Genomic DNA, 21,029 nt, shown 5'->3' on the forward strand with positions numbered 1-21,029 from the left:
ACTCACTTTGTTAAGTAATAACGTGGCTATACAAATCCAGTAAATAAAAGTGGACGACAACTATAAATTAAATTTTAAATAACTACCTATACTCAGATTATTGCTGTTAAATAATAATATGTTGACTATTTGATTCACAAACTCAGTTGCACGAGGATTGTAACTTAAAAATAATCCTCTATCTATTGTCCAAAAAATTAGGGTATTTTCCCAATCATCAAATTTTTCTTGGAAAAATTGCTCTGAAACACTAGTGAGTTGAATACATAGTGGCCTCTCTTGCCTACTGCTAACAATTATATCAGTTGCCATAGACAGGTCTGCAATATAGCGTTGTACAATTGTCCCGCCACAATTTTTAATATTATTAGCAATAGAGTCAATTAATTTGGCATCATCCTGATTGAACTCCCCCGCCATCAGTTTTCGTCTCCAAATATAAAATTTAGGGTCGTTTTCACTCAACCATTTAGGAAACAAGTAGCCATACCAATATTGTAAAGTTGGATTCAGCACTGTTAAAGCTGATTGCTGCTCTTCTTCAGATGGTAATGATTTAAGTCTCAGCCAAACTTCAGCATCTTGGAGCATTTGTTGCAAAAACAGGATGACAAATCTTTTAGCAGTCAGCGAACCCGGTTTGACATCTTTCACCCAGCGATTTATCTCTTCTAACCTTTTCGCTAAAGCAGGATCTATGACAGATGCTTCCTCTATGAGTAATCTTAATTGTTTTTTAATTTCTTGGGCTTGCAAATAATGATAAACCTCAAAACTGGAGTTGGTCGCTGAAATTTTTAATATTATTTTATCAGTCTAAGCGATAGGTACAAAACTCCCCATTTTGATATTCAAGATGTAGCCTCAAGGTAAACTCTAGTCTGTGTCATCCTAAATATCTGCCAACTTCTCTAGCAATTCTTCCGCTAAATCCAACAACTCAATTTCATCAATTTCATCACTACTTACACGATTACTTTCTGCACACCCTAGATTAGCAGCCAAAACATTTTTCACAGCAAAAATCCTGTCTTCTTCCTCCGAAAGACTCAAACATTTTTCCAAATCTACAGCAATTTCCAGGATTGTCCTTGAACCTAAACGCTCTCTCACTTTCACCGCTACCGAATCGTCACTTTCCAGCAGTTTTAGCAAAGCTGTTCTCAGTCCATCATCCCCACTCGAAAATTTCTCAACGGCTACACGCACATATTCGCGCACGCTCATGTTTGCCGCTAATGCCTTTTGGAAAACCACATCTGGTACATCTACCAGCAATACACCTTCGTTATCACTAGCTTGATATAATTCATCCCCTTGTTTTACAGCTACCAGCAAATCTGCATCCAAGGCGTGTAAATAGTGCAACACTGATTCCAACTCATGTTCCTTTAACGCTGACTCCAGTTTGGACACCGCCGCCTGCTTTACTCCAAGCTTTTCCGCTAGCTGCGCCTGAGTCAATCCTGCTTTATTACGTATTTCCCGCATGGCATCGGTGAGATAAAGGCGCAGATACTCTAACTTTCCCGCCAAAATTACCTCTGGTTCGTCGCTGACTTTTTGCTGCAACCACGCTTGAAAATTAGGCTTTTTCATTACTTTTCCCTCTGCTGCAATTCACGTAATCTCACTCTTGCAGGTTCTTTGTCTCTATCTTTGATAGCGTTGTCGTATTTCTTCATAAAGGCGTGCAGCACCACAAACCTCTGAGGAGTAGCAGCCGTTAAGATAAACCGGGGATTATGTTCGCTCTTAGTCATCCGTAACTCATACAAATCATCTTCCAGTTTCTCAAAGATGCCACTGGTAAGTGATGCGAGTCCTTTGTCGCACAAGTAGCCAAGATTAACTTGTAGGCGCTTGGTTTCGGAAGCACTCAGTAACGGTTTTGGTGGATTTTCTGGTTGCTCCTCTTCGGGAATCATCCTGATGAAAAAAGCCAGCAAATCTTTGGGGATTTCCCCATTCACATCTAGATAAAGTTCCCAAGTCCAGGTCACTTCCTACCTCACAGTATAGTATTCCTTATAAGGAATGTCAATTAATTATTCCTTTAAAGGAATATCATATAGAATCAGTAAGTGCAACTTAGGTAATAAAAATGGTGCGTTATGGCTTTGCCTAACGCACCCTACTGTTGAATGGTACTTACTAACTCAACTGTTCAAACTTGAATTTCCCTTTAATGAACTTGTTAAAGTGTTGACCTTTAGACGGTGCATTGTCTAAGTCTTCCTTGACGCTGGGAGGGACTTTGAAATACTCGTAAACACTTCCACTGTCAAATTCAATAGTCAGTGTTTGAGTTTTTTGTTCATAGCTAAATTGCTTAATAACGCTGCCCTCTGGCTTGAGTAGAGGGAAGGCAATTACATCCCGAATGCTGGCAGAATCAGTTAATAACATTACCAACCGATCGATCCCAATTCCTAAACCACCTGTAGGCGGCATACCGTATTCAAGGGCTGTCAAAAAGTCTTCATCTACACCTTGGGCTTCTAAGTCGCCAGCAGCTTTTCTTTCAGCTTGGGCTTCTAGGCGTTCTCTTTGATCGATGGGATCTGTAAGTTCTGAGAAGCTGTTTCCAGTTTCTCGGCCGACGATAAATAACTCAAATCTTTCCACCAAACCAGGTTGAGAACGGTGGGGTTTTGCTAGAGGCGAAATTTCTACGGGGTAATCAATTGCAAAGGTAGGTTGAATTAAATTAGCTTCTACCTTTTCTTCAAAGGCTAAATTCAGTACCTTACCAATTGATTTGGCTTCATCTACACTAGGAATACCAGCATTTTTACTTGCTGTTTTTGCTTCTTCTAATGTTTGGAAAGAATTGAAATCTAAGCCTGTAAATTCTTTAACTAATTCGTGCATTGTCACCCGTCGCCAAGGTGGTGTTAAATCTATAGGTTCCCCTTGGTAGGTAATTTGCAATGTGCCGAGTACGTCTTGGGCGACAGTGGTAATAATTCCCTCAGTCAGCGCCATCATATCGTTGTAGTCGGCGTAGGCTTGGTAAACTTCAATTGTCGTAAATTCGGGATTGTGTCGAGTCGAAATTCCCTCATTACGGAAAATCCGTCCCAATTCAAACACCTTTTCAAAACCACCCACAATCAACCGCTTGAGATGGAGTTCTGTGGCAATTCGCAGATACAATTCCATTTCTAAAGTGTTGTGGTGGGTGATAAATGGACGCGCATCTGCACCCCCAGTTTCACTTTGCAAAACTGGTGTTTCAATTTCGAGAAAATCTCGCTGTTCCAAATAACGGCGAATCCCAGCAGTAATTTGAGCGCGACGGCGGAAGGTTTGGCGCACTTCTGGGTTAACAATCAAGTCAACGTAGCGCTGACGGTAGCGCTTGGCAACATCCGTTAATCCATGCCACTTATCGGGTAGGGGCAACAGTGATTTAGTGAGGATAGTATATTGTTTAACGTAGACAGATAACTCGCCCTTTTCAGTCCGTTTAATAGTACCTTTAACTCCCAGAATGTCGCCGGCATCTGTGAGTTGTTTTAAATGATTGAAGGCATCAGCATCAATATCTGCCATGCTTTCTTGGATGCGATTTTTATCTAAATAAAGCTGAATTGTGCCGGTTTCATCTTGTAAAGTGAAGAAAGCCAGTTTACCGAAAACGCGACGCGCCATAATGCGCCCAGCGATCGCAACTTCTAAATCAACTTCTTCACCACTGGCTAAATCGGCAAATTGTTCTTGCAACTGCGCTGCATGATGGGTAGATTCCCAACGATAGGCATAAGGGTTAGTCCCTAGCTGCTTGAGTTGTTCTACTTTCTCCAGCCTTGCGGCTCGGATATCTTCTTCCGACATGGTAACGAACTAAATAGGGCAAGATTAATTATAGATGCTGCAAAAGTTGAGAGGAAGAGATATTTGCACTAAAATCCCCTACACGTAGCGACAATCCTATGTGCATCAGATTATTTCAAGCGTTGGCGCAGCCCGCCGCAGGCATCGCTAGCGTAGGTTGACCATTAAATCATCAAAATCCTGTAGAGACACTAAATCTCACGTCTGTTGTTGTAGTTTATCCAAAACTATGATAGAGAAAATATTATTGATATCCTCGCTGACAAAGGCGCATAATTTTCTTCTACAACTAAAATCTTTATTTCTGTACGATTTTTAGCGAATGCCTAGATGCAATAGCCTTCATTTTCAAATTAGTATATTGCACGATGGCCTTTACAAATTCTTGCTGTTCTGGTTTTAAATTCAGCCTTTGTAGGGCTTGATTCATATTATTACCAGCCCGGAGATTGTGATTAACTTGGACACGTTGCGATGTGTTTAATACTGCCTCAATTTCCCTGTTTCTTCTTTGACGCACAGCCTGAAGTTCTTGACGTTGTAAGGGAGTCAGGTTAATTTGCGACGAGGTGGAATAGCTTGCCGTTTTACTAATTTGGGCGAAAATGACACCAGAAGTAATATGTAGTTGAACCGGTACAGCTAAGGCAATTCCCGGCATGAAAAGGACAATACTTAGAATAGCAGCGAACACAGAGAGCCGTTTTGTCAAGTGAATTGCCATATTGATAAATGCCTACATCTCATTTAAGGCTCAGATATAGTTAAGCAGTTTTTAAGTCTCTAATTTTGAATATTGAATTTATCCTACCCTCAAAAGTGCCTTAATGCGGTAAAACTCACATCTGGCATCAATTTTAAGTAGGGAAGGCACTATCTACTAATGGCAGTCCCCGCCCTACGGTGATTACTCGTTAATTACGAATTACGAATTACGAATTATTATCAGGTCTTCTCATTCTGTCGATTTCCCGTTGTAATTCCTCAATTTGACGGCGCAAATTATCTGTTTCATTTCGAGAAGATTCTGCTGCAACATTTACTGAGCCGGAAGCAGGCGATCGCTGATAATTTCCTCGGCGAATTTGCTGGTATTCTTCAGATACCGCCCACGCCCGTAAGTAATGCAGGCGTTCCACTGGGAAAGGATGGCTCAACATCGTACCCTGAGCGCCATTGTAAATCAAGAATTTATACACCTGATTCAGCGCATCTTCATCGAGTGCCTGATAATTTTCTGACTGCTTGATAAACTCTTGTAAACTACATTCATTGGCATATTTTTTACTACCACCAGAGAGTTTCATCATCGTTGACATTACGGGATTCAAGTCATCCATTACCAGTAAGGCGGCGCGATCTGACGATAACTCAGCTTTCCGCCGCCACTCAAAAAAGGCATAAATCAAGCCTTGTGTTATAAGATTACCGAGTCCGAAGGTCAATTCTCCCAAGGCGGAAGCAGCACTCATCGCCCACATCGCCATTTGAATTAAAATAGTATGACCACATTTAATATGTCCCAGTTCATGGGCTAGCACCACCCGAATCTCGGCTTCGTCGAGTAAGTCTAGTATCCCTGTATTTATGACTATGTAAGGATTCTCTTGCCCCAGAGCATAGCTATTTGCTTGGGGATCTTGCGAGACAAACAGTTTGGGTTCTGGGTAAATGTCCAAATCTCGGACGCATTCCCGAAACATCTGGTAAATAGTGGAATATTGACGCGGCCCGACTTGGATGGTGTTACCCATTAGATAGACTAATTGAGGGCGTTCGTAGATAAATTCCACAAATTTACGAGCGATTAAATCAAATCCCGGTAAATTTCGTAAAGCTTGCTCGGCTTGACGATCTAGTGGATGCCTGAAGGCTTCGCTGGAAATTCCTGTGTAAGTTGGCATAATTTAGGGGATTGGGAATTGGGAATTGGGCAAAGGACAAATGACAAAGGACACATAATAGAAATGGGGCAATTGGAAGTAAAAGTCACTTTGTATGGAATTAAAAGCGTGTGATTGAGGCAGAAGTTCATTTGTCACTACATAACTTTTTGCGATCGCAAGCGGGGTTCCCTTCCTGGCCCCATCATTTGACGATGGCACGGTTGGTAGCACGCGCCTTGCGCCTGGGACGTAGCGCCCTCATTCAAGTAGGAGCGGTTTGTGGCTATCAAGGACGATATCGCACCAGTTTCGTAGCATCAGCCCTAATGTGGCATGGCCCTGTAATTATTGTTGCTCAAGAACCCGTGCAGCAACTTCTGCTGCGGGTAGAAATTCCCCGTTTACAGCAATGGCTACCAGCCAATAAATCAATTAGAACAGGTGACGCTTGGCCTAGTGCTGAATTCCAAGGGCTACTATTAACCTCTCCAGAAGCTTGGTTAAGAGGACAATTTGCTGGTGGCTCCTGCTTTCCCGAAGGCATCCCGACAATTATTGATGGGGTAGACGATCTCGAAGATTGGGTGCGCGATCAACTTACCCAAGATATTCAACCTCATGATTGGGATGAACTCATACTGGCTTGTCCAAATCAAGCTGAGGCAATTAGCGAAGCACGGATACAACTAACATACGAACTTTTTCAGCATCCTGTTAATCCATATCAGTGCTACCTAATTTCCCAGCCAGAAATCGAGATTTTAAGCCGTCTTTATGCTGCTTTAGATCCAGCAAACCTCCCAGATACTTGGAAACATTTCTGGCAGCAATTACAAACCCTCGACGAAAATCTTTTCCCCCCGGCTTCCCCTACCTCCCCTGCCCCCCCTCCCCTCTTCTGGGCGACTATTGCCCATCGGCAAGGTTTATTTTCTTTGCACTACGCCCCAATGGAATTAAGCGAAATCCTCTCACCCTTGTGGCAGCGACAACCAGTAGTTTTAATTGGCAGTGCCATAGAACCAGAAACTGAGGCTCCTCTTTTTCGACAGCGCCTTGGTTTGGAAGATTTAACTTGTCTGAAGTTTTCTTCGGAGAGTCAAGCGGAAGCAATTCAACTGTATGTACCCTATAAATTGCCTCTACCCAACACGCCAGAATTTCAAGCGGCATTTATTCACAAAGTCCGCACACTGGTTTGTCTAAGTGCTACAGCACCAGGATTAACGGTTGTTTTGGTGGGGGATGTGCCACTCAAGGCTCAAGTGGCGACAATTTTGGCTTCAGAGTTTGGTTCGCGGGTGCAGGTAGAAAAAACTTGTTTAGATGAAAATGGTATTTTGATTAGCGGTTGGGAATTTTGGCGAGAACATCAGCGAGTTTTGCCAGCACCCCATCTGTTAATTATTGCTACTTTACCTTTACCATCTTTAGAAAATCCGCTTGTAGCTGGTAGGGTAGCTCTTTATAAGCGATCGCATCAAGATTGGTTTCGTTTATATTTATTGCCGACAGCCTTGAGTGAATTACAAAGAGCGATCGCGCCTGTCCGAGAAAGTCAAGGCATTGTTGCTTTACTTGATAGTCGTGTAGTTAACCGTAGCTACGGCGCTAAAATCCTCGCTGCCTTAAGTCCTTTCGCCCGCATTAACTATCTCGACCCCAGTCTATTTTCTAATACCGATGAAGAAAATTCCGCTTAAAGTAATTTGTTAATGCCCCATGCCCTATGCCCCATTCCCAATGCCTTAATTGTCTATAGTCATGATTCCTGGCAAGATAAATTTAGAACCTAAATAAAATTTGAGTTGCTGATTATGGGTGAAGCAAAGCGTCGTAAAACCACAGAAGGGGAAACATACGGTAAAGAAACTCGCATCTTGCCTTGGGTTCCCATCACAAAAACTCAAGGCGAACAATTTGTCACTTGGACAACTCGTGGTGCCTGGATAGGTATTGGCCTTATGGTTGTAGGATGGGCAACTATCCGTTTTATTGGCCCAACCTTCGGTTGGTGGCAAGTAGTCTACTAAATCCTGCTGTTAATCTTTTCACTCTAAAAGACCTTGAATCTTACTCCCCTTCCCTCGTAGGGAAGGGGCTGGGGGTTAGGTTTCTATTGGACTAACCCTGTTTTGTCACTTTAGACAGAGGAAAAGTATAAACTGTTTAATATACTCCCAAGTTGTTTAATGTCGAGAAAAACTGAAGACTTATTTAATAGATATGCTGCTGGAGAAATAAATTTTTCTGGCATCAGTTTGGATGGAAAAGACTTGTCTGGAGTTAATTTAAGTGGGGCTGACTTGAGTAATTCTGGCTTAAGTGAAGCATATTTAGAAGAGGCTAATTTAGAAGGGGCTAATCTCTGCAATGCTCATTTGGGGCAAGCTTGTTTAGTTAAGGCTAATCTCAGAAATGCTGATTTGAGTGGAACTAATTTGGGATTTTCTTACCTATCTCAAACTGATTTGACGAATGCCAAGTTAGTTAATGCTTACTTGGGTGCTGCTGACATGATTGGGACAAATCTAACTGGATCTGACTTGACTGGAGCCGACTTGGAAGGTGCATATATGGAGCAGTGTGTCTATAGCAATACAATTATAATTATGCCTGATGGCAGTATAGGTAATAGTTAGAGTTTTACTTGCCAGCTTTAACAGCACCCGTACCTCTTTTGCTCATGTTACAGATCCACGTCTTCGGTCTATCTTTGTAGTATATAAAGAAGCACTTTCGACGTGAGATTATGCCCTCCTCCAAAAAACCCCTTACCTATCCATCCAGCCACAAAAGCAATCAAGTCGATAACTACCACGGTACTTCAGTCGCAGATCCTTATCGTTGGTTAGAAGATCCTGATTCTGAAGAAACAAAAACTTGGATTGAGTCCCAAAATCAAATTACTTTTGGCTACTTGAGCGAAATTCCTGCCAGAGAAAAAATTAAACAACGCCTCACGAAACTTTGGGATTATGAAAAATATGGTATCCCCTTTAAAGAAGGCGAACGCTACTTTTATTTTAAAAATGACGGACTACAAAACCAAAGTGTCCTCTACACTCTAAAAACTCTCGAAGGCGAACCCAAAGTTTTACTTGACCCTAATAAACTCTCAGAAGATGGCACTGTTGCTCTTTCAGGATTGTCTATTAGCGAGGATGGTAAACTTTTAGCTTATGGCCTATCTACCTCTGGTTCTGATTGGCAAGAGTGGAAAGTACGCGATGTTGAAACTGGTGAAGACCTACAAGATCATTTAAAGTGGATTAAATTTTCTGGTGTATCGTGGACAGACGATCATCAAGGTTTCTTCTACAGTCGCTATGATGAGCCGAATGAAAAAACTCAATTAGAAGATGTTAACTATTATCAAAAGCTCTACTATCATCAATTAGGAACATCTCAGTCAGAAGATGTACTAATTTATCATCGTCCTGACCAAAAAGAATGGGGTTTCGGTGGTGGTGTTACTGAAAATGGCCACTATCTAATAATTTCTATTTGGCTGGGTAGTGACTCCAAAAATTTGGTTTTCTTCAAAGATTTAACTAACCCTAATGCTGAAGTTTTAGAATTAATTAACCAGTTTGAGGCAGATTATAGCTTTGTTGACAATGATGATAGCGTCTTTTATTTCCGCACGGATTTAAATGCACCACGAGGAAGAGTTATTGCAATTGACACCAAAAACCCTGCGCCAGAAAATTGGCGAGAAATCATTCCCCAATCCGCAGAAACCTTGGAAAGTGTAGGCATTCTTAATAACCAATTTGTTGCTGATTACCTCAAAGATGCTCATAGCCAAATTAAAATCTTTGACCTCAAAGGTACGTTTATTCGTGAGGTAGAATTACCTGGACTCGGTTCAGCCGGAGGCTTTGGAGGGAAGCGTTATGATACCGAAACCTTTTATAGTTACACCAGTTTTACCACCGCAGGAACTACCTATCGCTACGATATGATAACTGGCAAGAGTACTGTTTTTCGCCAGCCAGAGGTAGATTTTAATCCAGATGGTTACGAGACAAAACAAGTTTTTTATCAAAGTAAAGATGGTACTAGAGTACCCATGTTTATTACCCACAAAAAGGGTATTAAATTAGATGGAAATAACCCCACTTATCTCTATGCCTATGGTGGTTTTAATGCCTCAATGACACCTGGCTTTTCGGTAAGTTTGTTAGTGTGGATGGAGATGGGTGGTATCTATGCTATGCCCAATCTACGCGGCGGTGGAGAATACGGCGAAGAATGGCATCAAGCAGGAATGAAGGATAAAAAGCAGAATGTCTTTGATGACTTTATTAGCGCTGCTGAGTGGTTGATTGCAAATAACTATACTAAAACTGAGAAGCTAGCGATCGCAGGTGGTAGTAATGGTGGCTTATTGGTGGGTGCTTGCATAACACAGCGCCCCGATTTATTCGGTGCAGCAATACCCGCCGTCGGCGTAATGGATATGTTACGGTTTCACAAATTTACCATCGGTTGGGCTTGGACTTCCGAATATGGTTCAGCAGATAATTCAGAAGAGTTTCCAGCGCTGTATGCTTATTCGCCACTACACAACATCAAACCAGATACAGCTTACCCAGCAACCTTAATTACCACAGCCGATCACGACGATCGCGTTGTCCCTGCTCATAGTTTCAAATTTGCCGCCGCTTTGCAAGAGGCTCACGCAGGTGATGCGCCAACGCTAATTAGAATTGAGACTAAAGCCGGACATGGTGCGGGTAAACCGACAGCTAAAATTATCGAAGAAGCCGCCGATAAGTGGGCTTTTTTAGTGCGTGCTTTGGATGTTGAAGTTTAGACTAATATGATTGTCTCACGCAAGTGTCTTCGCCTTTGCGTGAGATTTTGTCAGCAATGAGAGGAAAAGAATTGGTATTCATAGATGAGTTAACATTAAATCAATCACTCTAGGTAAATATCAACTATGAGATGGGAAGAAGTTTGTGAACATAAACAATTACAAGATTTACCCTTCAAAATTGAATTAAATAAATGGGGTCAAATCGTTATGAGTCCAGTAAAAATTAAACATTCTTTTTATCAAGGAAGAATCCAACGTTTATTAGAATCTTTATTGAATGCAGGAGAAGTAATGCCAGAATGTGCTATCAACACATCAGATGGTGTGAAAGTTGCTGATGTTGTCTGGTGTTCAGAGGAACGATTTTCTCAAATTGAAGATGAAGTATCAGCATCTATTGCACCAGAAATTTGTGTAGAAGTAAAATCCAGTGGTAACACTTTGGAAGAAATGGAATTTAAAAGAAATTTATATTTAGAAGCTCAAGCTGTGGAAGTATGGTTATGTAATGAACAAGGTCAAATTAAATTCTATAATGAGCAAGGTGAATTAGGTCAATCTTTGTTAGTTCCTAACTTTCCTAAGCAAATTAAACGGTAATTAAATTATCAAAAGTAAAACTTCCCTATACTGCTATATTTCTGCTATTTCTCGGAGATAAGTAGGTCGGGGTATGAGTTGCCTAATCAGTGCAGCATCAGCAGTCCAAAACTCCGCAGACTTACTCTCAGCACAAGCAAGAAATGCTGCATCATAAAGGGTGGATAATCCATATTTATCGGCAATTTTCCAGGTTATTGCCCTAATTGCCTCTTCTTCAATGTAATCAATAGGCAGTTCGCAGAAGTCTTCAAAAAAACCTAGCGCTTCTTCTGTTGTAATTACTCCCATACGGGTTTTCTTTCTTAGGACAGATCCTACTTCTGCCCAAGCAAAAGCTGGAGCCACTAAGGGTATATTCAGACTTAAGGCTTTTGCTACTAGTTTTCTGGACTGGGGTTGATAAACTTCTGGTACAAGATAGGGAATCCAAACGCTGGTATCTAAACACAAAACTCTAGTCACGTCTCCCTTCATCTTCTCTGAGGCTGTGAATCAAATCTGTAGAGGCTGGTTGTATCCCTGTTTTAGCTTTAACGGTTTCGCTGCGGGCAATTATCCGTTGATGGGCTGCCCATCCCCTGCGGCGGCTTACCTCACGTTCCAAAGCCTCAACTACTAAATCATTCAAGGATTCGCTACCATCCTTAATTTTTTTAGCTTTGACAAGTAAATCAGCCGGAAACCGAATTGTTAGGGCTTCGCGTTCCATAGCAATAATTGCAACCAAATTTTGATACCATTTATTGTAACCAGTTTATATCCAGAGGGCTTCAGTTTATAAACGTGTGGAATATTGCTCGTAAGTGTGTTGCAAATAGGTAAACTTGAAAACCGACTATTATATTACGGCATAGAAAAAATAAGGCTACCATTAAAAATGATAAAAAAGCCGAGAATGTAAGTCAGAAGACTAACACAAAGTGGTAAGTAAATGGGTCAAATTAAATATAAAACCTCACCCTGCCTCTGGCTTCCCTCTCCAAAGTATCGGAGAGGGATTGAGGGTGAGGTTTGATCTTATATTTAATTACGCCTACCTACTTACTAAGGTTTTGTTTTATCAAAACAGAATTCAGGAGTCAAAATGAATTCTGTACTACTGACAGATAGCACAGCAGTAGTAAGTTCTCTACTATATTGATTCTGACGGGAGACACTCCGGCTCCGCTTCTGAATTTTTCTTCAAAATTAGAAATTTGGCATTTGGCATTGCTTATGAAGCTACGTTCATATATGTTTATAGGTTTTTTTCTCAGTCTGCTCCTAACTATCATGCCGTTTTCGGGCAATTTCATCAATGCTGCAACACCGACAGCAGTCACACCTGTATCTACTACCTCATTCACCCAAGGGGTAAAAAAAACGGTATTGGACAACGGCTTAACGGTGTTGACCAAGGAAGTCCATACTGCTCCAGTGGTCAGCGTGCAAGTTTGGTATAAAGTTGGTTCCCGTAACGAGGTTAAGGGAGAAAATGGCCTTTCTCACCAGCTTGAACATTTGATGTTCAAGGGTACAACTGCCCGTCCAGTGCAGTTTGGCAGGTTATTTAGTGCCTTGGGTAGCCAATTCAATGCTTTTACTAGTTATGACGAAACAGTTTACTTTGGCACAGTGCAAAGAGACAAACTCGAAGCATTGTTAACACTGGAAGCCGATCGCATGGAAAACTCCTTAGTTGGGACTGAGCAACTAAAGAGTGAAAAGCGGGTAGTAATCTCTGAGTTACAGGGGTACGAAAATTCACCAAGCTTTCGTCTGGATCGGGTAGTAATGCGAGATGCTTTCCCTACAAGAGCTTATGGCTTATCTGTAGGAGGCACAAAAGCTGATGTAGAAAAATTTACGGTTGAGCAGGTGCGGAATTATTACCAAACTTACTACAGCCCAGACAATGCCACGTTGGTAATCACGGGGGATTTTGCCACAGAACCTGTACTGAAAGTTGTTAAAGAAACTTATGGGAAGTTGGCAAAACGAGGAAACGAGGAAAAGAGAACACGGGAAAATATCGCCCCGTCTTCTCCGGTTGCCTCTACTACTAAAAAAGCACCGATTGTTTTGAAGCAACCTGGAAGTGCGGCACTACTGCAAGCTGTGTATCCTTTACCAGATATCAAGCATCCTGATGTCCCGGCAATTGATGTGATGGATGCCATTCTCACAGGTGGACGTAGTTCTAGACTTTACCAGGCTTTGGTAGAATCTGGACTCGCTAGTTCAGTGAGTGGCGGTGCTGCCGAACTCATCGAACCAGGTTGGTATGACATTAGTGCTACGGCGGCTCCGGGTCAAGAGTTAGGGAAAATTGCCCAGGTGCTTCAAGAATCTTTAGGAAAGTTGCAACAGCAGCCAGTCACTATAGAAGAACTGAACCGGTCGAAAACGCAACTGCAAGCCTCGTATATCTTGGGTAATCAAGACATCACTAGTCAAGCTAACCAACTGGGGTATAACCAAACGATCGCAGGTGATTATCGTTTTATTGAACAGTATCTGGCTGCGATCGCTAAAGTCACCCCAGCCCAAGTACAGAAAGTAGCGAAAACTTATCTAAATCCGGCGAAACAAACCATCGGCTTCTTTGAGCCAACTCAACCAGATGGTAAACCAGGAACTTCTAGCGCTGGTTCTGGGCGCACGGTGGAAAATTTCAGCCCTGGTAAACCTGTAGATCCGGCAGAACTGGCTAAATATCTCCCACCTACCACATCAGCTACAGATTCAACCAAACAATCACTACCAGAAGAGTTTACCTTAAATAATGGTTTGCGGGTTTTGTTGTTGCGCGATCGCAGTCTCCCTACCATTAATCTAAGTGGACAAATCGACGCTGGTAATGAATTTGACGGTAATAAAAAAGCTGGATTAGCAAATCTGACTGCGGCCAACTTAATGAATGGGACAAAGACTAAAAATGCTCTGACCCTAGCAAAAACCTTAGAAGACCGGGGAGCCGGTTTGAGCTTCAGTGCCAGCCGAGAGGGAACTAGTGTTAGCAGTGAGGGACTTTCAGAGAATTTGCCAATATTGATTCAAACTCTGGCAGATGTCTTACAAAACGCTACTTTCCCCGCCGAACAGCTAGAACTGAGCCGTCAAAGGGCGCTGACAAGTCTCAAAGTCAGATTAGATGACCCCACAGGTTTAGGAAGACAAGTTTTTCAGCAAGCAATTTATCCAGAAAATCATCCATTCCATAGCTTTCCTACAGATGAGAGCTTAAAGAGCATTACTCGTGATGATTTGCTTGGCTTCTACCAAACACACTACAGACCAGATAGCACAACGATCGCAATAGTTGGAGACTTCGATCCAGTTAAGGTAAAAACTTTGCTGAATCAGGCGTTTGACAAATGGCAAGTCACAGGTAAGCCTCCTGTGCTAAAAATATCATCCGTGCCATTCCCACAAACTTCGACACGTTTAAACAAAGTAATTCCTGGTAAAGCAGAGGCTGTTACCTACATCGGCTACAACGGCATTTCCCGAAAAGACCCGCGTTATTATGCAGCAGTGATCCTGAATCAAATTTTGGGTGGTGATACCTTATCGAGTCGCTTGGGTACGGAAGTGCGCGATCGCCAAGGTCTAACCTACGGTATCTTTAGTGGTTTTGCTGCCGGAATCAATCCCGGCCCGTTCTTGATTCAGATGCAGACTGCTCCTCTTGATACCCAAAAAGCGATCGCCAGTACTCTCGCTTTACTTAAACAGTTGCGCCAACAGGGAGTAACTGAGGCTGAATTAAACGCAGCAAAACGCTCAATTAGCAATAGCTACCCCGTGGATTTAGCTAATCCCAGTAATGTATCGAGCATCATTTTGGATAATGCTGTCTTGGGACTTTCACTTTCAGAAATCCGAGACTTTCCCCAACAGATTAAAGCAGTTACTATGGCTCAGATGCAACAGGCAATTGAGGATTTAATTAAGCCAGAAAATCTGGTAATTGTCACCGCCGGCCCTGGAGACGCTGTACCCAAGGGTAGTTAATTAACTAAGTTAATTTTAGATTTTGGATTTTTTCTTCAATCCAAAATCTAAAATTGAATGGCTTCTCCCATATATTGTTTTACCGATTTTATTTTTCCTCTTTCTTTTCTTCCAAATTGGTTATTTTTGTATTTTGCATTAAGATATAATTTTCTGGACTCTGCTGTTCTTCTTTCTTTTCTTGGACAACTTGAGTAGCATATATTTCCACGTCTCGTTGAATAATATCTTCGACATTACCTGCAAAAATATTAAACGCCTGTTCGTGACTTGTATAATTACGATAAGGGCCCGTCAACTGTGAGAATTGCCACCCTTGGGTTTTCAAAGATTCGACTGTCCGGCGATAGTGTCGCCAACGTTCTCCATAATGAAAAAACTCTTCAACAGCAGCACTAATAGCAACTATTTGGCTCAAACCAAAAGTTGACCAGATAATGACATTCTTGACTCTATCGTTAACTGGTTGAGTAGTGCTAATATTTAGACTTACCAATGCCGGGAGAATTACACCACCAATAATAGTTGTTATCCGCAACCGATAATGGCGATCGCGTGATAAATTCGCCTTCCCTTCCATCCAGAGTACTTGGTCTAACCAGCGCGATCGCAAAAAATGCCTTTGCACATCACCTAAGTTCATACCTGCAAATAACTTGTTAAAATCTTCCTTTAAAAATTCCTGATAACTATCTTTTTTTGCCATTACTCACTCCTCATTAGAAAGTAAATCCTTAATTATTTTGCCTAAATTGTTAACTCCCTTCTCTATGTCGATTAAATTGACGTATTGTAATATACCAGATTTAGCTAACTTTTTCGCTCGTTCATCAGTAGCTTCTCCACGCAGGGCATCTGCAAGGATATCTGCGGTTCTACCACTACCAGCGATCGCAACAACTAATCTTCCGGTATTAACGCTAGAAAATGCATCTTCAAAGGTAATCTCACCACCGTTTAAAAGTACAGTCATCGAAGGTGCGTTATTGGCCAACACAGTTGCAACGCGAGATATCCAAGGAGACTCGTCGCCCCAATTATCGCCAGGAACCAATACAAAATGAGTATGGTTTGGCTCTAAGGGTGTCGAATCAGCACCAGATTGTTGTTGATTAGGTAAAGCCACTTTGTTTTCAGGTGTTACACCAATCAAAGCAAACTTAGCACCTATTTGGGTACGAGCCTCACCCATCAATTTCATAACTCCCGCATCCGTACCTCCATCGACAACATAAGCCCCCAAACTTTCGGCGATGGGCGCTAAAACTTCCGTAAACAAACGTTTAATGCGGAGAAAGTCAGCTTCACTGATGTTACTTGCACCCCCCACCACTACTAAAACAGAACGCGAACTGCCAAGCCCGATTTGTTTAAGTGCATCTGGTAATTCGGCTTGTCGATCGGCTCGAATCGCTAATGCTGTTTGTCCACTGTCAAAAGTAAGTTGCAAACAATTTTTCATTTGTCAAAGATACTGAGTACTTAAGTTTTTCAGGGTAACACTTCGCATTCGTGTTTCGTAAGGGTTATATTACCGACAGTTAATTGCCGAAGGGTTCAGCTTTTTATCGATCGAGGAGCGATGTCTCCGACGGGCTACGCCTACGCAAGCAGCTTCAAAAAGCAACGTTATGATAATTAATGCATTAATTAAGCTTACGCCTAATAATAAATAAGTTGGCACAAATAAACCTCCAGGTACGGAGACGATTAATCGCCTCTATAGAACTGTTAGGTGCTGTGCCTGAGCCAAATCAGACGTTGTACAAATTCCCATAAGGATAATTGAAGTGACTAGGACTAATTCAGACTTTCTTTCCACCAGCGATCCAGCGATCGCAGGGTTAATCAACGACGAACTACAGCGTCAGCGAGATCACTTGGAGTTGATTGCTAGCGAAAACTTTACCTCTGCTGCGGTATTGGCGGCTCAAGGTTCCGTACTGACAAATAAATATGCCGAGGGTTTACCTGGTAAAAGGTATTATGGCGGTTGTGAATTTATCGACAAAATCGAGAAACTAGCGATCGACCGTGCTAAACAGATATTTGGTGCTGCTCATGCGAATGTGCAACCCCATTCTGGCGCACAAGCCAATTTTGCTGTGTTCTTGTCGCTGCTGGAACCAGGGGACAAAATTATGGGGATGGATTTGTCTCATGGGGGACATCTTACCCACGGTTCACCTGTAAATGTCTCAGGTAAGTGGTTCCAAGTTAGCCACTATGGTGTCAGTCAACAAACAGAACAACTTGACTACGATCAAATTCGGGAGCTGGCGCTGAGGGAGCGTCCTAAGCTCTTAATTTGTGGTTATTCGGCTTATCCCCGGATAATTGATTTTGAGAAATTCCGTAGTATTGCTGATGAAATCGGCGCTTACTTACTTGCTGATATTGCCCATATCGCTGGTTTAGTTGCTAGCGGTCTTCATCCCGATCCGATTCCTCATTGTCATGTAGTCACAACAACTACACATAAAACTCTCCGCGGCCCTAGAGGTGGTTTAATCTTGACCAGCGACGCAGAACTAGGTAAAAAGCTAGATAAATCTGTTTTTCCTGGCAGCCAGGGCGGGCCATTGGAACACGTCATTGCTGGTAAAGCAGTAGCTTTTGGAGAAGTCCTAAAGCCTGAGTTTAAAACCTATTCTGCTCAAGTAATTGAAAATGCTCGTGCTTTGGCAGAACAACTACAAAGTCGAGGTTTAAAGATAGTGTCAAATGGCACTGATAACCATTTACTCCTCGTGGATTTACGCTCTGTAAATCTAACTGGTAAGCAAGCGGATCAACTAGTCAGTACTGTAAATATTACTGCTAACAAGAATACCATTCCCTTCGATCCGCAATCGCCATTTGTTACTAGTGGTCTGAGGTTAGGTTCACCCGCAATGACCACGCGGGGCTTAGGAGTAGCAGAATTTAGCGAGATTGCAAATATTATTAGCGATCGCCTGCTTTCTCCAGATTCTGAGGTAGTAACCCAAGATTGTCGGCAACGGGTAGCAGCATTGTGCGATCGCTTCCCCCTATATCCTCACTTGGAAATTCCTGTCCCAGCACTAGCATAATTGGGCATGGGGCATGGGGCATTGGTTATTTTTCCCTCTGCCTCCCCTGCCCCCACTCCCCACTCCCCATTTCCCATTCCCCAATCCAATGAGTGCAGAAATTATTTGTGTTGGTACTGAACTGCTGTTAGGAGATATCCTCAACGGCAATGCTCAATTTTTGGCGCAACAATTAGCGCAGCTAGGTATCCCCCACTACTATCAAACAGTGGTTGGAGATAATCCAGAACGGTTGAAGCAAGTTATAGAAATTGCTATTTCCAGAGCGCAAATTCTCATTTTCACTGGTGGACTCGGCCCGACACCAGATGACCTCACCTGCGAAACCATCGCTGATTTTTTTAAAGTTCCCTTGGTAGAACGTTCTGACATCATCGAAGACATAACCCAGAAATTCGCCCAACGCGGTCGGGTTATGTCACCCAGTAACCGCAAACAGGCTTTGATTCCCCAAGGTGCAGAAATTCTCCCCAACCCCACTGGAACAGCACCCGGTATCATTTGGCAACCTCGTCCTGAAATCACTATTTTTACCTTTCCTGGTGTTCCCAGTGAAATGTACCCGATGTGGGAAGAAACAGCCGTCCCATTTCTCAAAAGTCAAGGTTGGGGTAAAAACATTATTTACAGCCGGAGTTTAAAGTTTTGGGGGATTGGTGAATCTGCTTTGGCGGAAAAAGTTGCTTCTTATTTAAAGTTGCCAAATCCTACAGTAGCCCCTTATGCAGGTAAGGGGGAAGTAAGATTGCGAGTTTCTGCTAAAGCTACTTCTGAAGCAGCCGCAGAAGAACTAATTGCGCCCATTGAGAAACAACTTAAAGAAATTGCCGGACTAGATTTTTACGGTGTTAATAATGATACCCCTGCTTCCGTTGTTGGTCAGTTATTGCGGGCATCAAAAGAAACGCTTTCAGTAGCAGAATCTTGCACTGGTGGCGGTTTAGGGCAAATGTTGACTGAGATTTCTGGAAGTTCTGATTACTTTTGGGGTGGAGTAATTTCTTATCAAAATTCGCTGAAGGTTAGATTGCTGGGGGTTAACCAGGAAGATTTAGATAAATTTGGGGCGGTAAGTGCTACCGTCGCAGAGCAAATGGCAATTGGGGTAAAAACGCGCCTTGCAACAACTTGGGGATTGAGTATCACTGGTATTGCTGGCCCAACTGGAGGGACAGATACTAAGCCGGTGGGTTTAGTTTACGTTGGTTTAGCTGGGCCAAAGGATGAAGTGACAAGTTTTGAGTATCAGTTTGGTACAGTGCGAGGTCGAGCTTTAATTCGTCATGTCAGTGCGAATGCAGCGTTAGATAATCTGCGGCGGAAGTTGTTGACGAGGTAGGTAATTTAAGAGCGCGGTATCCGCGTCTCTATCATCCTACACATTGCCTCATGAGATTTGCTATTACTGAGTAACAACATTCAGTGGTTGCGAGACATTATTCACAAGTACGAATTGGTCAGAAGTAAGAATGACATTTACGTATTCATAGCTTCCAATTAACTTTTGATTGGGGATGGCAATATCTACTGCATAACCTTCGGGATTTTCGTAGCATTCTACAATTGTTCCCAGATTATTTTTAGGAATCATCTGGTCGGCAAAGTCTGGTTGCACTTCTACCAATGTTTTTATTTGATCGTAAAGTTTAGCTTTCATTGTTATCTTCTTCCGATTGGTTTACTAAGAGCCAGTTTGTGATTAGTCGGGGGACATCTTTTCCATTATCAATCTGCCAGTTAGTTACAAGAGTTCCCTCTCTTTTATTTAATCCCCGAATCCTCACTCTTACCTGAAATCGAAAACCATAAATACTTGTCTGACCTTTTACGGCTGGTGCATTGGCAAGACCTTCACACAGTTGTCTGATTACATCCCCTATCGCAGCGTTACGACCTTCGGCATTTTGTACATCGTAGCCAATTGCCGCGAATGCCATCCACTTTCCTTGATTGCCAGGATTATTTGGATTCATGGAGTATTCTTCAAATTTGCGAAGGTCTATCTCGGCGGCCTCTGCCTTTGGCAATAGATCACCTAGTTTCCAATCTTGACTTATTTACTTCACCACACGCATATCAAATATTTTAAAAGCGATCGCAACCTCGGTATTTAGTCGAAAGTAACTTGTTTGCAGGATTTAGAGGACGATTAATAAGGCAAAATGATTTAATCATGCAGCTATGAGCAAAATTCCCATCCTCCAACCAAATAACTCCTACACTTTCAGAAGCTATTTTGAGATGGCATTCGGTAAATCTCAGTTAGCGATCGCCAACTCAACTAACTGCTCGTGGGTGACTGTAAGTGTTAGCGTTGGTGGAATATTCACTGCAATGGATCGATGTGTTTTGGCTTGTGTCACTGTTTCTTCTCAAACCTACGCCTATCTGGAAGCTGTACACAGATTCTAAAAACCATTTGCATTCATTTCCATAGTTTAAAGTAAATGCGTCACTATAGCGAACTGGCGATCGCATTTTTGCATAGAGGTTGCGATCGCGTATCCAATAGTCAGATTTTACAGGTTTCAAACACCTTAGCTAGCTGAATATTATCTAGAGATGATGTCTATCCATTCAATATCATTTGCCTCTACTACTCTGATGTCTCGCCATTGAACTTGTATAGTAGGCTCTAGTTCAGATGTAGTTATCTCCTCTTGAGTTACTAAAGCTTCTGGTTGACTGATAGATTCAGATATGCTTGCTTCCAGAAGTGTTGAATGTTAAGAAAAATCTGATAAAAATAACCCAAAATATGGTAGTTTTGGGCGAATGCTTAAAATATATTAGTTTGATTGTGAT

Annotated in this window: 22 protein-coding genes; 9 read left to right on the forward strand and 13 right to left on the reverse strand. The window is 42.2% G+C overall.

Features of this window, described 5'->3' with window-relative positions:
- Window positions 1-60 precede the first annotated feature (60 nt).
- From V7K38_RS13020 to V7K38_RS13045, 6 genes are all read right to left on the reverse strand, one after another.
- Window positions 61-756, reverse strand: a complete 696-nt coding sequence (locus V7K38_RS13020; RefSeq protein WP_334858317.1) for a hypothetical protein — start codon at window positions 754-756, stop codon at window positions 61-63.
- Window positions 757-891: 135 nt separating this feature from the next.
- On the reverse strand, window positions 892-1,599 hold the full coding sequence (locus tag V7K38_RS13025) for a helix-turn-helix domain-containing protein (protein WP_334858318.1): 708 nt from the start codon (window positions 1,597-1,599) through the stop codon (window positions 892-894).
- Entirely contained in the window at window positions 1,599-2,003 is a 405-nt protein-coding gene (locus tag V7K38_RS13030; protein ID WP_334858319.1) for a type II toxin-antitoxin system RelE/ParE family toxin, read from the reverse strand. The genes V7K38_RS13025 and V7K38_RS13030 overlap by 1 nt, the downstream gene beginning before the upstream one ends.
- A gap of 151 nt (window positions 2,004-2,154) precedes the next feature.
- The gene (gene lysS, locus V7K38_RS13035; RefSeq protein WP_334858320.1) at window positions 2,155-3,840 is read right to left on the reverse strand and encodes a lysine--tRNA ligase; all 1,686 of its coding nucleotides are present in this window, start codon (window positions 3,838-3,840) and stop codon (window positions 2,155-2,157) included.
- Between the two features lie 298 nt (window positions 3,841-4,138).
- A complete protein-coding gene (locus V7K38_RS13040) occupies window positions 4,139-4,564 on the reverse strand; it encodes a hypothetical protein (protein ID WP_334858321.1) in 426 nt (141 codons plus the stop codon).
- Window positions 4,565-4,772: 208 nt separating this feature from the next.
- Entirely contained in the window at window positions 4,773-5,744 is a 972-nt protein-coding gene (locus tag V7K38_RS13045; protein WP_334858323.1) for a M48 family metallopeptidase, read from the reverse strand.
- A 110-nt stretch (window positions 5,745-5,854) separates the two neighbouring features.
- Here V7K38_RS13045 and V7K38_RS13050 point away from each other — a divergent pair, with 110 nt between their 5' ends.
- From V7K38_RS13050 to V7K38_RS13070, 5 genes are all read left to right on the forward strand, one after another.
- Complete coding sequence (locus V7K38_RS13050; protein WP_334858324.1) at window positions 5,855-7,429, forward strand: ATP-dependent DNA helicase; 1,575 nt, start codon at window positions 5,855-5,857, stop codon at window positions 7,427-7,429.
- A gap of 114 nt (window positions 7,430-7,543) precedes the next feature.
- On the forward strand, window positions 7,544-7,759 hold the full coding sequence (locus V7K38_RS13055; RefSeq protein WP_334858326.1) for a DUF2839 domain-containing protein: 216 nt from the start codon (window positions 7,544-7,546) through the stop codon (window positions 7,757-7,759).
- Window positions 7,760-7,918: 159 nt separating this feature from the next.
- Window positions 7,919-8,368 carry a pentapeptide repeat-containing protein gene (locus V7K38_RS13060; protein ID WP_334858328.1) on the forward strand — a complete coding sequence of 150 codons (450 nt, stop codon included), beginning with the start codon at window positions 7,919-7,921 and terminating at the stop codon, window positions 8,366-8,368.
- Window positions 8,369-8,478: 110 nt separating this feature from the next.
- Complete coding sequence (locus V7K38_RS13065; protein WP_334858329.1) at window positions 8,479-10,548, forward strand: prolyl oligopeptidase family serine peptidase; 2,070 nt, start codon at window positions 8,479-8,481, stop codon at window positions 10,546-10,548.
- A 126-nt stretch (window positions 10,549-10,674) separates the two neighbouring features.
- The gene (locus V7K38_RS13070; RefSeq protein ID WP_334858331.1) at window positions 10,675-11,151 is read left to right on the forward strand and encodes a Uma2 family endonuclease; all 477 of its coding nucleotides are present in this window, start codon (window positions 10,675-10,677) and stop codon (window positions 11,149-11,151) included.
- A 33-nt stretch (window positions 11,152-11,184) separates the two neighbouring features.
- Here V7K38_RS13070 and V7K38_RS13075 read toward each other — a convergent pair whose 3' ends face one another.
- Window positions 11,185-11,616, reverse strand: a complete 432-nt coding sequence (locus V7K38_RS13075) for a type II toxin-antitoxin system VapC family toxin (RefSeq protein WP_334858332.1) — start codon at window positions 11,614-11,616, stop codon at window positions 11,185-11,187.
- Complete coding sequence (locus V7K38_RS13080; protein WP_334858333.1) at window positions 11,609-11,881, reverse strand: YlcI/YnfO family protein; 273 nt, start codon at window positions 11,879-11,881, stop codon at window positions 11,609-11,611. Before V7K38_RS13080 ends, V7K38_RS13075 begins: the two co-directional genes overlap by 8 nt.
- A 488-nt stretch (window positions 11,882-12,369) precedes the next feature.
- Here V7K38_RS13080 and V7K38_RS13085 point away from each other — a divergent pair, with 488 nt between their 5' ends.
- The gene (locus V7K38_RS13085; RefSeq protein ID WP_334858335.1) at window positions 12,370-15,150 is read left to right on the forward strand and encodes a M16 family metallopeptidase; all 2,781 of its coding nucleotides are present in this window, start codon (window positions 12,370-12,372) and stop codon (window positions 15,148-15,150) included.
- Window positions 15,151-15,238: 88 nt separating this feature from the next.
- Here the strand turns inward: V7K38_RS13085 and V7K38_RS13090 are convergent, their stop codons facing one another.
- The 3 genes from V7K38_RS13090 to V7K38_RS13100 form a co-directional block, all read right to left on the reverse strand.
- Complete coding sequence (locus V7K38_RS13090) at window positions 15,239-15,856, reverse strand: DUF4231 domain-containing protein (protein WP_334858337.1); 618 nt, start codon at window positions 15,854-15,856, stop codon at window positions 15,239-15,241.
- Between the two features lie 3 nt (window positions 15,857-15,859).
- Window positions 15,860-16,612: a hypothetical protein gene (locus tag V7K38_RS13095; RefSeq protein ID WP_334858338.1), complete on the reverse strand. Its 753-nt coding sequence runs from the start codon at window positions 16,610-16,612 to the stop codon at window positions 15,860-15,862.
- Between the two features lie 69 nt (window positions 16,613-16,681).
- Window positions 16,682-16,834, reverse strand: coding sequence for a hypothetical protein (locus tag V7K38_RS13100; RefSeq protein ID WP_334858339.1), 153 nt, complete (start codon window positions 16,832-16,834; stop codon window positions 16,682-16,684).
- Window positions 16,835-16,940: 106 nt separating this feature from the next.
- Here V7K38_RS13100 and glyA point away from each other — a divergent pair, with 106 nt between their 5' ends.
- Both glyA and V7K38_RS13110 read left to right on the forward strand, forming a co-directional pair.
- A complete protein-coding gene (gene glyA, locus V7K38_RS13105) occupies window positions 16,941-18,224 on the forward strand; it encodes a serine hydroxymethyltransferase (RefSeq protein ID WP_334858340.1) in 1,284 nt (427 codons plus the stop codon).
- Window positions 18,225-18,312: 88 nt separating this feature from the next.
- Complete coding sequence (locus V7K38_RS13110; protein WP_334858341.1) at window positions 18,313-19,563, forward strand: competence/damage-inducible protein A; 1,251 nt, start codon at window positions 18,313-18,315, stop codon at window positions 19,561-19,563.
- 63 nt (window positions 19,564-19,626) lie between these two features.
- On the opposite strand, the gene V7K38_RS13115 is transcribed toward V7K38_RS13110, so the two are convergent.
- A complete protein-coding gene (locus V7K38_RS13115) occupies window positions 19,627-19,881 on the reverse strand; it encodes a hypothetical protein (protein WP_334858343.1) in 255 nt (84 codons plus the stop codon).
- The gene (locus V7K38_RS13120; RefSeq protein WP_334858345.1) at window positions 19,871-20,251 is read right to left on the reverse strand and encodes a DUF6883 domain-containing protein; all 381 of its coding nucleotides are present in this window, start codon (window positions 20,249-20,251) and stop codon (window positions 19,871-19,873) included. Before V7K38_RS13120 ends, V7K38_RS13115 begins: the two co-directional genes overlap by 11 nt.
- A 154-nt stretch (window positions 20,252-20,405) precedes the next feature.
- Here V7K38_RS13120 and V7K38_RS13125 point away from each other — a divergent pair, with 154 nt between their 5' ends.
- Complete coding sequence (locus V7K38_RS13125) at window positions 20,406-20,636, forward strand: hypothetical protein (protein ID WP_334858346.1); 231 nt, start codon at window positions 20,406-20,408, stop codon at window positions 20,634-20,636.
- Window positions 20,637-21,029: the final 393 nt, after the last annotated feature.

The sequence above is a fragment of the Nostoc sp. genome, from assembly GCF_036917465.1.
Classification (GTDB): domain Bacteria; phylum Cyanobacteriota; class Cyanobacteriia; order Cyanobacteriales; family Nostocaceae; genus Nostoc.